11 protein-coding genes and 1 tRNA gene are annotated in these 15,229 nt (G+C 46.3%); 3 read left to right on the top strand and 9 right to left on the bottom strand.

Features of this window, described 5'->3' with window-relative positions:
• Window positions 1-24: 24 nt before the first annotated feature.
• Window positions 25-2,427, top strand: coding sequence for a TonB-dependent receptor (locus tag DBK98_RS07190; protein ID WP_032536846.1), 2,403 nt, complete (start codon window positions 25-27; stop codon window positions 2,425-2,427).
• 241 nt (window positions 2,428-2,668) lie between these two features.
• Here DBK98_RS07190 and DBK98_RS07185 read toward each other — a convergent pair whose 3' ends face one another.
• Genes DBK98_RS07185 through metA form a run of 3 tightly spaced genes read right to left on the bottom strand, consistent with a single transcriptional unit; the run spans window position 2,669 to window position 6,380 of the window.
• Entirely contained in the window at window positions 2,669-3,643 is a 975-nt protein-coding gene (locus DBK98_RS07185; RefSeq protein WP_022011547.1) for a zinc ribbon domain-containing protein, read from the bottom strand.
• Entirely contained in the window at window positions 3,640-5,466 is a 1,827-nt protein-coding gene (locus tag DBK98_RS07180; RefSeq protein WP_032536845.1) for a U32 family peptidase, read from the bottom strand. The genes DBK98_RS07185 and DBK98_RS07180 overlap by 4 nt, the downstream gene beginning before the upstream one ends.
• On the bottom strand, window positions 5,463-6,380 hold the full coding sequence (metA, locus tag DBK98_RS07175; RefSeq protein ID WP_005810659.1) for a homoserine O-succinyltransferase: 918 nt from the start codon (window positions 6,378-6,380) through the stop codon (window positions 5,463-5,465). Before metA ends, DBK98_RS07180 begins: the two co-directional genes overlap by 4 nt.
• Before the next feature lie 159 nt (window positions 6,381-6,539).
• On the opposite strand from metA, the gene DBK98_RS07170 reads away from it, so the two are divergent.
• Complete coding sequence (locus DBK98_RS07170) at window positions 6,540-6,710, top strand: DUF362 domain-containing protein (RefSeq protein ID WP_005810660.1); 171 nt, start codon at window positions 6,540-6,542, stop codon at window positions 6,708-6,710.
• A gap of 160 nt (window positions 6,711-6,870) precedes the next feature.
• Here the strand turns inward: DBK98_RS07170 and DBK98_RS07165 are convergent, their stop codons facing one another.
• From DBK98_RS07165 to DBK98_RS07150, 4 genes are all read right to left on the bottom strand, one after another.
• Window positions 6,871-8,064 carry a pyridoxal phosphate-dependent aminotransferase gene (locus DBK98_RS07165; protein ID WP_005823072.1) on the bottom strand — a complete coding sequence of 398 codons (1,194 nt, stop codon included), beginning with the start codon at window positions 8,062-8,064 and terminating at the stop codon, window positions 6,871-6,873.
• Between the two features lie 82 nt (window positions 8,065-8,146).
• On the bottom strand, window positions 8,147-9,361 hold the full coding sequence (locus DBK98_RS07160) for a bifunctional 3,4-dihydroxy-2-butanone-4-phosphate synthase/GTP cyclohydrolase II (RefSeq protein WP_005778652.1): 1,215 nt from the start codon (window positions 9,359-9,361) through the stop codon (window positions 8,147-8,149).
• Between the two features lie 11 nt (window positions 9,362-9,372).
• Entirely contained in the window at window positions 9,373-11,277 is a 1,905-nt protein-coding gene (locus tag DBK98_RS07155) for an LptF/LptG family permease (protein WP_032536844.1), read from the bottom strand.
• 76 nt (window positions 11,278-11,353) lie between these two features.
• Window positions 11,354-11,740 (bottom strand): START-like domain-containing protein, encoded by a 387-nt coding sequence (locus DBK98_RS07150; RefSeq protein ID WP_005778656.1) that lies wholly within the window; start codon window positions 11,738-11,740, stop codon window positions 11,354-11,356.
• A gap of 220 nt (window positions 11,741-11,960) precedes the next feature.
• On the opposite strand from DBK98_RS07150, the gene DBK98_RS07145 reads away from it, so the two are divergent.
• Window positions 11,961-12,037, top strand: a tRNA-Met gene (locus DBK98_RS07145).
• A 436-nt stretch (window positions 12,038-12,473) separates the two neighbouring features.
• Here DBK98_RS07145 and DBK98_RS07140 read toward each other — a convergent pair.
• Both DBK98_RS07140 and DBK98_RS07135 read right to left on the bottom strand, forming a co-directional pair.
• Window positions 12,474-14,162 carry an IS1182 family transposase gene (locus tag DBK98_RS07140; RefSeq protein WP_187143820.1) on the bottom strand — a complete coding sequence of 563 codons (1,689 nt, stop codon included), beginning with the start codon at window positions 14,160-14,162 and terminating at the stop codon, window positions 12,474-12,476.
• A 286-nt stretch (window positions 14,163-14,448) separates the two neighbouring features.
• A complete protein-coding gene (locus DBK98_RS07135; RefSeq protein ID WP_005778786.1) occupies window positions 14,449-15,204 on the bottom strand; it encodes a NigD-like protein in 756 nt (251 codons plus the stop codon).
• Between the last annotated feature and the right edge of the window lie 25 nt (window positions 15,205-15,229).

Here is a 15,229-nt window from a genome sequence, read left to right as displayed (position 1 = left end):
CGAATCAATGAAAAGATACAGTAAATGAAGAAAAACAGCATTCTTATTGCTCTTGCCCTCTTTTCGGCCAGCGGAACATGGGCCGGGGAGCTGCCGAAGGACACACTGAAGGTGATAGACGTAGAAGAAATCGTAGTCATCGCCGCTCCGAAAGAAAACCGCAAACTACGGGAACTGCCGACCGCAGTCACCATGCTCTCGCAGCAGGATATGCAGGCCAACCAGGTAAATTCCATCAAAAGCCTGACTGCCCTTGTGCCGAATATCTTCATACCGGACTATGGTTCCAAGCTGACTTCCGCCATCTATATCCGCGGAATCGGCTCACGCATCAACACGCCTTCCGTGGGGTTGTATGTGGACAACGTACCTTATATCGACAAATCGGCGTTCGACTTCAACTACGCCGACATCGAACGCATCGACGTGCTGCGCGGTCCTCAGGGGACCCTCTACGGGCGCAACACCATGGGCGGACTGATCAAGGTGCACACAAAATCGCCTTTCAGCTATCAGGGCACCGACCTCCGTCTGGGTGCCGGAAGTTACAACAATTACAACGCTTCGGTGACCCACTACCATCGTGTATCGGATCAATTCGCTTTTTCAACGGGCGGATTCTACGAATACGGCGGCGGATTTTTCAAGAATACCTACCTTAACAAAAGAATAGACAAGAGTCAGGCAGCAGGCGGACGGTTCCGCGGCATTTACCTGCCCGGCGAGAACCTGAAACTGGACCTGAACATCAGCTACGAGTACAGCCACGAAGGGGGATATCCGTACTTCTACACAGGAAGAGTGGACCCGGCGGAAAGAGAGGACGATCCGCGAAAAGAACGAATCGGCAAGATCTCGTACAACGACGAGAGCACCTACCGCCGCGGGCTGCTGAATGCGGGAGTCAACATAGAATACCAGGCGCAGAAGTTCATCCTGAGCGCCGTAACCGGATTCCAGAACCTGAACGACCGCATGTTTCTCGACCAGGACTTCACGGAGAAGAACCTGTTCAACCTGATTCAGAAGCAGAAGCTGAACACCCTCTCGGAGGAAGTGATGCTGAAATCGAAACCGGGAAGCAACTGGCAATGGACTACGGGCGCCTTCGGTTTCTATCAGTGGCTGAACACGGACGGACCGGTGATATTTAAAGAAGACGGGGTAAAAGAGGTGATAGAGGGAGGCGCCAACAAGGCCTTCGCCAACTTAGGCCCCAAAGCCCCCCGGATGGCGCTGACGGTGAACAACCCGACACTCCGCGTCAGCGGCAACTTTGACACTCCGATACTGAGCGGAGCGATCTACCACCAGTCTACATTCAACAACCTCTTCACCGAAGGGCTCTCCTTTACCGCCGGCCTGCGCCTGGACTATGAAAAGATATCGATGACGTACAACTCCGTCAGCGACCCGATGGACTTTGATTTCAGCATCAGCATGCCGCCCATGCTGAACCTGAAGGACCAGCACATGAAGGCCCCGGCATCCTTCAAAGGCAAGCTGAAGAACGATTACCTGCAATTGCTCCCCAAATTCGCCCTGCAATATGAATGGCAGAAAGGGAACAGCGTCTATGCCACGGTTTCACGCGGCTATCGTTCGGGAGGATACAACGTGCAGATGTTCTCCGACCTGGTGCAGAGCGAACTGAAGAACTCGATGAAAACCGCCATGATGGAAAGCGACGTGTTCAAGAAATACGCCGGGATGATCGGCCAGATGATGCCCGAAGAGAAGATCGACGTGAAGGCATCGACCACGTATAAGCCCGAATACTCGTGGAACTACGAAGCGGGCGCGCACCTCACCCTGTGGGAAGGCCGTCTCTGGGCCGACCTCGCCGCCTATTATATGGATACGCGCGACCAGCAGATAGCGCAGTTTGCCGAAAGCGGACTGGGACGCATCACCATCAATGCCGGCAAGAGCCGAAGTTATGGCGCCGAAGTCGCCCTACGCAGCAGCCTGACAGACGCGCTCAGCCTGAACGCTAACTACGGATATACGTATGCCACGTTCACCGATTACGTCGTCCGCCAGAAAACGGAGGACGGCAGCCTGCAAGAAAAAGAGAACTATAACGGCAACTACGTGCCTTTCGTCCCCAAACACACGCTCAACGTGGGCGCTCAATACATCTTCCGCATCGCTCCCCGCCACTGGCTGGACCGGGTACAGGTGAACTTGAACTACAACGGTGTCGGACGGATCTACTGGACGGAGCAGAACAACGTCAGCCAGTCGTTCTACGGAACCCTGAACGGACGTGTCAGCCTGGAGAAGGGAAACGGACAGATAGGATTCTGGGTACGCAACATACTGGATAAGGAATATGCCGCGTTCTATTTCGAATCAATGGGCAACGGATTCATGCAAAAAGGCCGTCCGGTGCACTTCGGGGTAGACGTGCGCTGCCGGTTCTGACGCCGAAGCCTGCGCCTCCGGAAGGACGCCCGAAGGGGGCGGAAACAACGGTGCACCGTTTTTCCGACGGCGGTGCACCGTAATTTTGGCTGCGGTGCACCGTAGTTTTCACTGTTCTCACCACAGAGGACACAGAGGACACAGAGTAGTTTTTTTCTCTCTCTTTTCTCTGTCCTCCACCCTCCAAAGGCGAGCGGAATTAAAACTCTGCGTCCTCTGTGTCCTCTGTGGTGAGAAGATCTTATTCGTTGATCGCCCCGCAATGCGGGCATACCCCCTTCTCCCGGAGTTTCTGCCCACAGTTTCCGCAGCGGTATTTATAGCCGGAATTCCTACGCACCTTCTTCACAAAAAGCCAGATGAAGCAAGCTAAAAACAGGTAACCGATATAAATGTGCGTGGTCAGGATGAAGAAGAAGTAGCAGAAGATGCAGCAAGACATCAGCCCCAGCAAATAGAAAACGGCGGCGGCAGGAGTGAGCTGGCGGAACAAATCGTCGAGCACGGCCAGCGTGACGACAATAAACAACCAGATGCTCAGCAGAAAAACCGAAAGGATGAAAGGCACCTTGAACGGCGAAAGGGTGGGATTAAAGTAGAAATGCTCCCAGGTATCGGGGACAAACACCTGCATCGTCTCGTAAACCGTAGCACTGAACGCCATCAGCAGACAGAGGAAAAGGGGATAGACGCTGTCGATATCATTGAAGTAAACCATCTGCAACTGCTTCTTCATGAAAGCACGGAGCAGATAGGCCCCGACAAAGAGGGCGAAAATGATGACGAAATACGAAGCGTGAGTATTGCTGAAAAGGTGGATAAACTGCGAAATACTATCGGTGGGCACGAAGGAGCGCACCAGATCACGGTTGCGCACCCACCCCTGGACGTCCTGCGAGTGGGCCAGCTTCACCCATACGCTGTCCACGCTGTCCTGCGGATGAATGGAGAACTCTGCCACGACCACCCGGTCACCTTTGTTCAGACTGACATAGGCATCCTTCACCGGAAGATATTCCAACCGGACGGAGTCGTCCAGCACCTCCAGATTCGTGTTCCAGGTATAATGGTACCGGAAAAGATAAGCTAAAGAGTCCTTTGTTTTCTCCCCCAGCCCCTCGGCAGTGAGATCGGGCGGTGAATAATGGCAGGCCGCCAGCAGGAAAAAGCCTATCACAGCATAACACAGACGCGCGCAGAGCCCCTTCATTTTCATAAGGCACTCACTTTCATCTGGCAGTTCCGGCAGTCAAATTCCAGGCGGAAGCGTTTGCCGTCCGTCGATACCAGATAATAAGGTTCACGATACGGAGAGCGTTCCCGTTGATGAACCGGACACCAGCCCATGCTGTAGCGCAGGCAATGTTTGCAGAACATCAGCACCGCCTTCTCCACAGGCGTCTGTTCAAAAGCAGGAGCAATGCTTGCCACGCCATGCCCGGCATAAAAAGAGGCAGCCCGCGCATTCATCACATTTCCCAGATAGGTCAACGTCGTCTGCGGAAAAGCATGAGTCGTAGGCCTAAGCACCGCCAGCTCTCTCCGGTAGTTGATACGGCGGGCGGCAATCAGTTTCTCAATCGCCTGCCGGCGGAAATCGGCCAATACCGAAGCAGGCAGAAACCAGTTCTCCGTGAAGTCGATGTCGACGCGTTCCGCTTCGAAAGGAGTGTTCCCCAACTTAGCCAGCTGCGTCTTCAGGTTCTCTTCCTGTGGCGTACGCGCCGGCTCTTTCGCACGCGGCAGCGACAGGGTCACACGATTATCATCCTCATCCGTCAGCGTCAGGGCGAATCCGAAGGCAGTGTCCGCCAGCCGGATGGCCACGGCCATCTTGCGTTCGGACGACCGGCGGGCGAGTATCTTCTCAAACTCCTGGTCGAAGTTACGGTACAACACCGTTCGGGGCTTGATGCGGGGCATCTCCTGCGGATAGAGCTTATTGCCCTCCACACGGTTGATGCGGAAACCTTGCAGTTTGCCTTGCTCGTCAATGTAGCAAACACCGTCACCGTTATTGAACGACTTCAATCCCGCCACGGTCAGATAATTCCCCCTGGCCTCTTTCATCGTCCCCATCTCCTCTCCCAGCGACTTGGGGGTGTCGAACGAAAAAACATCCCTGGTGCGCCCGTGCAGGAAATAATGCGTAAAACCACGGCTGAAACTCTTGTCCAGCTGAGGATTGAAAGCGTAACGGCAGCTGCCGGAAGAAGCACGCACATACTCCTTGCGGCGGGCAAGGATGGCATCCAGCTTCTGGCGGTAGGCGGCCGTCACGTTCTTTACATACGAAACGTCCTTCAACCGGCCTTCTATCTTGAAAGAAGAGGCACCGGCATCGAGCAGAGCCTCCAGCTCCTCACTTTGGTTGAGATCCTTGAGTGAAAGAAGATGTTTGTCCTTCGCAATCACCCGGTCGTTCGAATCGACCAGGCTGAACGGCAAACGACAGAACTGGGCACACTCACCCCGGTTGGCACTACGCCCGAAACAAGCCTGGCTGACGTAGCACTGCCCGCTATAACTTACACAGAGCGCTCCGTGCACAAAGATTTCCAGAGGCACGTCGGGACAAGCCTCGTGTATCTTGCCGATCTCCCGCAACGAAAGTTCACGCGCCAACACCACTTGGCGGAAGCCCGCATCGGCCAGAAATCTCACTTTCTCTGCCGTACGGTTATCCATCTGCGTGCTCGCATGCAACGGAATGGGCGGCAACTCCAGACCGGCGATTCCCATATCCTGCACAATAAGCGCATCCACTCCGACACGGTACAGGGCCCGGATCATCTCCTCCGTCTCCTTCAGTTCTTCATCTTTCAGGATCGTATTGACCGTAACATAAATCCGCACATTATACAAATGGGCATACTCCACCAAAGCGGCTATATCTTCCAATGAATTGACCGCTGCCGCACGGGCACCGAACTTCGGCGCACCGATATATACGGCATCCGCCCCATGATCGATGGCAGCCATGCCGCATTCCAGGTTTTTGGCCGGAGCCAGCAATTCTATCTTACGTTGTTTTATCATCTGATATCTTCAATATTATAAGGAGTCTCCTGATAGACGAAATAGTTCAGCCAGTTGGAGAACAACAGGTTGGCATGTCCGCGCCAACGCACCAGCGGCCCCTTGTCCGGATCATCATCTACATAATAATTGCGAGGAACCTCGATAGGCAGACCTTTCGACACATCCCGGCGGTATTCCGTATCCAGTGTCAACGGCGAATATTCCGAGTGCCCCGTCACAAAGAACTCACGCCCACCGCGAGCCACCACCATATACACTCCCGAATCGTCCGACTCCGAAAGCAATGTCAGTTCAGGCACCTTTAGTATATCTTCTTTCCGCACTTCCGTATGCCGGCTATGGGGAACATAAAATTCATCATCGAACCCGCGGAAGATGGGATGCAACGGAAGCAACGTGCGATGTTTAAAAATGCCGAACATCTTCTTGTCCAGTGCATACTTGGGCACACCGTAATGATGGTACAGACCGGCCTGCGCGGCCCAGCATATATAGAGCGTAGAGGTGACATGGGTACGTGCCCAGTCAAATATCTCCGTTATTTCGTTCCAATAATTCACCTCCTCGAAATCCATCTGCTCTACCGGCGCACCGGTAATGATCATACCGTCGTACTTATCGTCCCTCATCTTGTCGAAGTCGGTATAAAATGTCTTCATGTGTTCTATCGGCGTGTTCTTCGAAGTGTGGCTCTTTATCTTCATAAAAGATATCTCCACCTGAAGCGGAGTGTTCGAGAGCAGACGCACCAAGTCTGTTTCTGTCGTAATCTTCAACGGCATCAGGTTGAGGATGACAATGCGTAGCGGGCGGATGTCCTGTTGTGTTGCGCGGGAGTTATCTATCACAAAGATATTCTCCTCTTTCAATAGTTCTATCGCAGGAAGCTTATCGGGTAAATTTAAAGGCATAATTGCATACGTATTTAATAATCAATGCAAAAATAGTGTTTTCCTTATTTAGAAGATATACAAATTAAAACATTTTAATCAAAATCGATACCAACTAATGATTAAAAACTCTATTTTTGTACCTACAAATTAGTACTAATAATTAAAATATCAAACAAAATGGCTTACGTAATTAGTGATGATTGTATTGCTTGCGGAACTTGTATTGACGAGTGTCCGGTTGGCGCTATCTCTGAAGGTGATATTTATTCAATTGATCCTGAGCAGTGTACAGACTGTGGTACTTGCGCAGATGTATGTCCTTCTGAAGCAATTCACCCAGCTGAATAATACAATCCCCCAAAACAAGATAAAGGCTGCTTTCCTGATGGAAAGCGGCCTTTATTGATTTTTACCCCTACCCGGGTATTGAAACCGGATACTCTTAAAAATAAAGAAGGATGCATCTTTTCACCGATACATCCTTCTCCTTTATCTGATTGGCAGAGTCTTATTTCAGCTTAGCCAATGCTTCTTTGATGCGACGGATCGCTTCAACTATATTTTCATCGCTGGTGGCATAGCTCATACGGATGCATTCCGGAGCACCGAACGAAGTACCGCCTACGCAAGCTACATGAGCATCCTCAAGCAGATACATCGCCAGATCATCCGAATTCTCAATCTTACGATCCCCAACAGATTTGCCAAAGAAAGAACTGCATTTAGGGAACAGGTAGAAAGCGCCTTCCGGCACATTCACCTCAAATCCCGGAACTTCTTTCGCCAACTTCACAATCAGGTTACGACGACGTTCGAAAGCCTTACGCATCTCTTCCACCGGAGCCTGAGAACCTGTATAAGCAGCCTCAGCAGCCTTCTGAGAAACTGAGCAAGGACCCGAAGTATACTGTCCCTGAAGTTTATTGCAGGCTTTCACAATCCATTCCGGACCGGCAATGAAACCAATTCTCCATCCGGTCATCGCATATGCTTTTGACACACCGTTTACAATCACCGTACGTTCTTTCATCTCGGGGAACTGAGCGATACTCTGGTGTTTTCCGATATAATTGATGTGCTCATAAATCTCGTCGGCAATGACGATAACCTGCGGATACTTAGCCAATACGGCTGCCAGACCGGCCAACTCTTCTTTGCTGTAGACAGAACCGGTCGGATTAGACGGTGAGCAGAGAATCAAAGCTTTGGTCTTCGGAGTGATGGCAGCTTCCAGTTGGGCAGGAGTGATTTTGAAATCCTGTTCGATACCGGCAGTAACAATCACTGGAGTACCTTCGGCCAGTTTCACCATTTCCGGATAGCTTACCCAGTAAGGAGCAGGCACAATCACCTCATCACCCGGATTTACCAACACCATGATGGTGTTACATACAGATTGTTTTGCACCATTTGCACAAGAAATCTGAGCGGCTGTATATTCCAGACCGTTTTCTTTCTTCAGTTTCTCTACGATTGCATTGCGCAAAGCCGGGTAGCCCGGAACCGGAGAGTAGCGAGAGAAGTTGTCATCTACCGCTTTCTTGGCAGCTTCTTTGATGTGATCGGGAGTATTGAAGTCGGGTTCTCCCACACTGAGGTTAATTACATCAACACCCTGAGCTTTCAGCTCAGCGCTTTTTTGCGACATAGCAAGAGTCGCCGAAGGCGACAAGCTGTTCAAACGGTCTGATAGTTGGTTCATTTCGTATCTATTTTATTGTTGTTGAGTGAATTTGATTGCAAAATAAACTATAATATTTGATATATGAAAGCAAATAGACAGTTTACTTATTAAAATGAAGCGTGTGCCCCATCCGCTCTTTCTTTGTCTTCAGATAACGTACATTATAAGGATTCGGCTTAACCTCTATTCCCACGTTCTCGGTAATCTCTAACCCATAGGCTTCCAGACCGATACGTTTCACCGGATTATTCGTCATCAACTTCATCTTTTTCACTCCGATCTCACGCAAAATCTGCGCACCGACCCCATAATCACGTTCGTCGGCATCAAAACCCAAATGGAGATTGGCATCTACCGTATCATATCCTTCTTCCTGGAGTTTATAAGCGGCAATCTTGTTCATCAAACCAATACCACGACCTTCTTGATTCATATAGACAATTACCCCTTTTCCGGCAGCCTCGATCATCTGCATAGCTTTATGAAGCTGCTCACCACATTCACAACGGCATGAACCGAAAATATCACCAGTCATACACGAAGAGTGCACACGTACCAGAATCGGTTCGTCTTTGTCCCACGTTCCTTTTATTAATGCAATGTGCTCCATCCCGTTCGATTTCTGACGGAAAGGTATCAGACGGAAATGTCCGAACTGCGTAGGCATATCCACTTCCACTCCTCTATCAACAATCGACTCCATCTGAAGACGGTATGCGATCAGGTCTTTGATGGAGATTATTTTCAATCCGAAACGACGGGCCACTTCCACCAATTGGGGCAGACGAGCCATGGTTCCGTCTTCATTGATGATTTCAATCAACGCGGCAGCAGGATACAAACCGGCAAGTTTAGCCAAATCGACACTCGCCTCGGTATGTCCAGCGCGACGAAGGACTCCACGCGAACGGGCACGCAGAGGATTGACATGCCCCGGACGTCCCAAATCGGAAGGTTTTGTCTTCGGATCGGCCAAAGCACGGATAGTCATAGCACGGTCGTGCATGGAAACTCCCGTCGTGCATCCCTCAAGTAAATCGACAGTAACCGTAAAGGGAGTCTCGTAAATTGAAGTATTGGATGACACCTGCATATCCAGTTCCAACTCGGCACAGCGTTCTTCCGTTATAGGAGCACAAAGTACGCCACGGCCATGAGTCAGCATGAAATTCACTTTTTCCGGAGTAATCTTTTCGGCAGCAATAATGAAATCACCTTCGTTTTCACGATCTTCATCATCTACCACAATTACGAAATTACCCTCTTTGAAGTCGGCTATCGCCTCTTCGATGGTATTCAGTCTTATTGGTTCCATACTCTTATATCTTAATTTTTGTTATTAATATCCTTTATTGTAAGTTCTACATCCCGGTTCAATGCAATTATCCGTTCCATATCCTTATTCAGGCGTATACGGAAAGCCCAGATACGGAAATAGAAAAATAAACCGATAGGCATCAAAATTCCAATTGCCATATTAAGCCAATAATTATGGAACGGACGCACATGTGCGTTTACAGGGATAATCGGATATTTCTCCAGCTTCTGAAGCAATATCAACGAACGGGTATTGGACATCTCATCTACCAATGACTCCATGCGGTTGTTAATCGCAATGATCTCCTGATCCTGACCGGCAGTCATCCACAAACTAAAATAATTAGGAGCTTTAGACAACCGGTTCTTTTCCATATAGTTTTTACACTCCTCCGAAAGTGCATCCAGATCAGAGGGAAGGCGCCGATAATCTGGATCATGAATAATCACCTCCTTCTTTGACAGATGGCGGACACTGCGCACACCGAATACTCGCTTAAACCAAGCAATATAAACATCAGTATTCAATACCACAGAATCTTTATTCGATTTATAAGTCAGGAAATATCCCAGCGGAGCCAGAATGGCGGAACTCATCCACATCCCCATCCATACAATCCACTTCCCGTCGCGAGCCATTTTATAGCCTGTATTATCAATAATATAATAAATGATAAAGGTAAACACGGAAACAATAACCGGCATACCCAATCCACCTTTGCGGATAATGCCTCCCAAAGGTGCGCCAATAAAGAAAAATAAGAGACAGGAAAGAGAAATTGTGATTTTCCGATGCCATTCTATTTTATGTCTTCGTATGCTAAGATCATTCTGAGCCATTGTAAAGCTCTTAAACCCCCAATCACTCGACAGATTCTCCGTACGGCCAACGGCTGAAGCTATGATCTTCTGCTTATTCATCAAGGTAGCAACTTTAAACAGACTATCCACATTGTAATCGCCAATGCGCGCTTCCTCCATCTTCAGGGTATCTTCCTTGGTCAGTCCGGCCGCAGTGCGATACGGCCCCTTACTTGCTTCAATGTAATACTGCCTGCCGATACTATCGGCCAATACAGTCATCGAGTCGATGGAAGTCTGTATTTTTATCATATCTTTGGTGGTAGACTGATTGCTCATAATACTGGCATCAGCCATATTAAAGTCCGAATCGAACTGAATGATCGTATGTTTCTCCCGGAAAGATTCCCGGCGATAAGGAACATTCTTCGAACTCATGCTCTGTGCCTTCAGATTCTCAAACATCTCACCGCTGTACAGATGTAGATAAAGATGCTGCTTATCGGCTGTCATCTCCAGACGTCCCGAATCGGCTACAATAATACGTGCATTATCAAAGTTATTGGAGAAATCATAAATAATTACATCGTAGAGCATGCCCGTCTTACGGTCTTTTCTTTGCACTTTCAAATTATACCCATCAATTTCATCATAAAAAACTCCTTCGGGAATATCTACCTCAGGAGATTTCTGCTTCATCGAAATGAGCAAAGTGCCCAACTTGGCTTGTGCCCGCGGCCCTATGACATTTTGGAAATAGAAGGATACACAACAAATGGCGAAGACAAGGACAATGAGCGGACGCATAATTTTAAGCAGCGAAATGCCTGCTGCCTTCATGGCGAGCAACTCAAAACGCTCGCCAAAATTACCAAACGTAATTAAAGAAGCCAACAACACTGCCAAAGGCAGAGACATCGGTACCAGACTCAACGCAGAATAAAAGAAGAATTGAGCCAGTACACTCATTTCTAACCCTTTTCCCACCAATTCGTCTACATACTTCCACAAAAACTGCATCATGAAGATGAAGAGGCAGATGAAAAATGTACCGACAAAGAGTAATAAGAAACTCTTTATTATAAAAATATCTAATCTTTTTATGCGTAGCATCTTAATAGTTTCATGCAATTAAGATACAAAATTAGCACAAAAAAAGGAGTGCAAAAAATTTTTGGTTGAAAGTTAACTAAAAACCGCATGTTCTACGTAACTTACTCACTTGGGAATCCCACAATTCCTTCAAATCATCAACCTCTTCCGGATCAGAAAAGTCACTAATTTCAAGCACATAATCGCCCGTCAATTCATTATTACTCATTTTTATTTCAAAATACTCCCTTTCATTTTCGTCATCAAGCCAATGGAAACGAATAAACGAATAGGCCCGAATGGCAACAATAGTTGCCTGACGCTGTTCGGTTTTACCCCAACAAAAAGTCACTGTTTTATCATCTGATACTACTTTGTCTGCAAACCAGTCCTCCAAACCGGTAGGTGTGCTTATTGCTGACCAAAGAATATTTTTAGAAGTCGCATTCAGAAGATATTCCAAATGTATTTTCTCCTTTTTCATAGCTTTATTATTGATTGTGTGTGCCAAGATAAATACTTTTTTCTAAATACAAGGCATAATTAATTCACTTTCTTCATTACATCTCTTCTTTCAGAGTCAGAAATAGCCTGTTCATCATACTTTCAGAGATGTTTTTTTTAAGTTAAACACAAAAAAGATAGAAAATGTTTTGGAGATTAAAAAAAAGGCTCTATCTTTGCACCCGCAATCGAGAAACAATGGCGGGATAGCTCAGCTGGTTAGAGCGCATGATTCATAATCATGAGGTCCCCGGTTCAATCCCGGGTCCCGCTACCAAAAGAAAATTAGCGTTTAGGAGGCTTCCACTCTTGGGCGCTTTTTTATTGCCCGACACGCTGCTCCCCTCATACATTCCACTCAGTTATCAACAAGGTTATTAACAGGTATCCACTAAAGTTATCAACAGGATAACAAAATAAGCTTCAATTGATTACAAGTTTACATTCATTCTATTAACCATTACTTCAAACAGGCTATCAACAAGGAAAAATGATAATGCTTCAACTATGTAAGTCTATTTACTGAAACGAGGTAAATACAGGAAGTCTGAACAAACAATCTTATCGAAAGGTTTAACCACCTACTTTTTTTTTATCAAAGCACATATACTTATTAAAATAACAAATATCCCCGCTAAACCTTATAGGAGAAAATTGGGGAGTAAAAGTTCTGACATTACTCCATAAGATTAAAAATCAAGTAATTATAAGCATTAGTTACATTCCTGCAAAAGAGGGTGTCCGAAAAGGGTACCCTCTAACTTTTTTCTTTTTTTGTGATTTATCCAACAACTTATAAAAATGCCCCTCATGAAACTCAATTTTCTCCCTTTATCAGTCTTATAATCCTTTCCATCCCTCCCTTTCTTAGCCTTTTTCTGCTTGCAGATCATTTTTCCGATGTTAAATGCAATAGCCAATATTCCAAAGTCCATGACAATCTTCTCCAAGCCTTTATGCCTGAACCTCTTGTACTCTTTATTCCATTTTATTTGCCCGAAGACCGCTTCCACCTCCACCGGTCTTTTGCTCCTATGTTCAAGCCCTTTTGATGAAGTGAGTTTCTCACGTGCCAGTTGCTTGTACCGCCTTAATTTATGATTCACCTTGATCTCCCTGTTTCCTCTCCCTTTGTGACATTTATTTTGTAGGGGACATCCCTGACAGTTCTTAGCACGGTAAACACTTATTTCACTTTCATATCCATTATCATTGACAGCCTTTATCGTGTAGGCAAATTTCATATACTGTCCCATCGGACATACAAAGTAATCTTCCGGTTCGTTATAATACAAATTATCTTGTTTGGAGATGTCACATTTCCATTTTTTTGTTTGTTCCATATGAAAATAATTATATTTCACATAAGCGCTTATACCGAAGCGTTCCATAAACTCATAATTTTCCTCACTTCCATATCCGGCATCCGCACAAACCTCTTTCATGAACCGGCAGTATCTCATCCGGCCATACAATAGAAATGAAATCAACGTCAACGTATCACCCGGATTGTGATAGAAAGCATAGTTTGTTATGAACTGGTTTTCCGTGGATATCTGTAGATTATATCCCGGTTTAAGCTGACCGTTCCTCATGTGGTCTTCTTTCATGCGCATAAAAGTCGCATCAGGATCTGTTTTGGAATAGCTGTTTCTTTCCCCCATTATTTCCAAGTGTTTCTCATATTCCTGCAGCTTAGGTAAGTACTCCTCATTAAGCTTTTTAATCTGACGAAGTTCACGTTTATTGCGGTTCTCCAGATTAATGGCATCTATTTTTTCTTTCAGAGCATGGCTGTCAATAGGAAGAGTTGATTCTCCAGGAGCGGTGTTGTCACCGAGAATACCCTCATCAATTTGAGAAAGTATACATTGAATCTTATTTTCCAGACGATCCTTATACTTTTCCACACTTTTGCGCCAGACGAAAGTATAACGGTTGGCTGCCGACTCCATCTTGGTCCCGTCGATATATTGTTTTTCCAGGCTGATATATCCCAACTCAACAAGCATGAGCACAATCTGAGTGAACAAACTGTGGATACAACTCTTCAAACGCTTGCTGCGGAAATCATTGATGGTACGGAAGTCGGGAGTGGACTTGCCCGAAAGCCACATGTAAAGGATGTTCTCCTGAAGTAGACGTGCTATCTTACGACAAGAGTACACATTGTTCAGGTAGGCGAAGAACAACACTTTCAAAAGCATGCGGGGATAATAAGCAGGACAACCACCACCCTTATAAGTAGATAACAACGGACTGATGTCAAGCTTATCAACAATCTGGTTGACAAGCCGGACCGGAGCATCCGAAGAAATATTTTCATCAAGACGGCAAGGAAATAAGGAATCCATACCTTGAGAATACTCCTTAAATTGTATATTTGCACTATCGATTAACATGCTCTAAGATAAACATTTTAGAGCAAATTAAAAAGTCCGAGCTTGGGAAAGTTCGGACTTTTACATAAAAAAAGAGGGTACCCTTTTCGGACACCCTCTTTTGATAATAAAGAAGAAGTCTTTTGTGCACAAAAGACTTCTTCTCTGCAAATAGAAAAAAACGTTCTGAAAAAGGCATTAACAATGTTAATAGAAAAGGGCTACGCTCCTATCTATTTTCAGATCCCGGCAAGCCGTATGCTCCAATCAAGATTCACAGAAACGTAACCTTTTGGGGCTTGAGAAGTTATTTTAAGTTCAAATTACTCCTTACCGATGTGATTGCTGCATTAACTGGTGTAACGGACTTTTGAGTGCAATAATCAAACTCTGCAGATTTATCGCCGGTAAATGATTTCCATTTTAGTTTTAATTTGACTGTTTTACCATTTGTATCCGGCAGGCCATCCAGTTTAAAAGCGACCAGACCATCTCCCATCGTACCATATGTGTCTCCGTACGCATGATGACGGAATTCTACCTCATAAGGATTCTCCGGATTCTGGCTTAACAATAAATTTACGAAATGGGCTTTATGATAGTCTCCCCACGTTGTTCTGAAACGTAGAGTCAAATAACCATCTTCTGCAATAGTCACCCAGTCATTCACAATTTCGACTGGATCCGTGCCATATACAACATCATTTTCCGTCCCCCGATCAGGTGCAATCGATTTGGTCAGAATACTATCTATCCAGTTCACCTGTATGGCCTTATCATATTTTCCACCTGATTCATCCAATTCATCATAATTCACCAATGCCCTTACTTCTTTCTCGCCAAAAGGAGAAGAGGTCATATTAGTAGGCAATAATGTCGTGCTATCATTCAACTGTAAAAAGCATGAACCATCAGTCGCGTTTTTCACTGTTACAAGAGCATTAGGAAATCCTCCTACATAATAGTACTTATCATTGTCATCCAGACAAGACTGTAAACCGGCAGAACAAACAACCGCCATCGCAATTATAACTCCTTTATTCAAGAATGAACAGACTTTCATAATAGATTTCATTTTCATTAGACAT

The sequence above is a fragment of the Bacteroides sp. PHL 2737 genome, assembly GCF_004115325.2.
Classification (GTDB): Bacteria; Bacteroidota; Bacteroidia; order Bacteroidales; family Bacteroidaceae; genus Bacteroides; species Bacteroides hominis.
The sequence above is the reverse complement of the archived record's forward strand: the minus strand, read 5'-3'. Positions and strand labels throughout refer to the sequence as shown.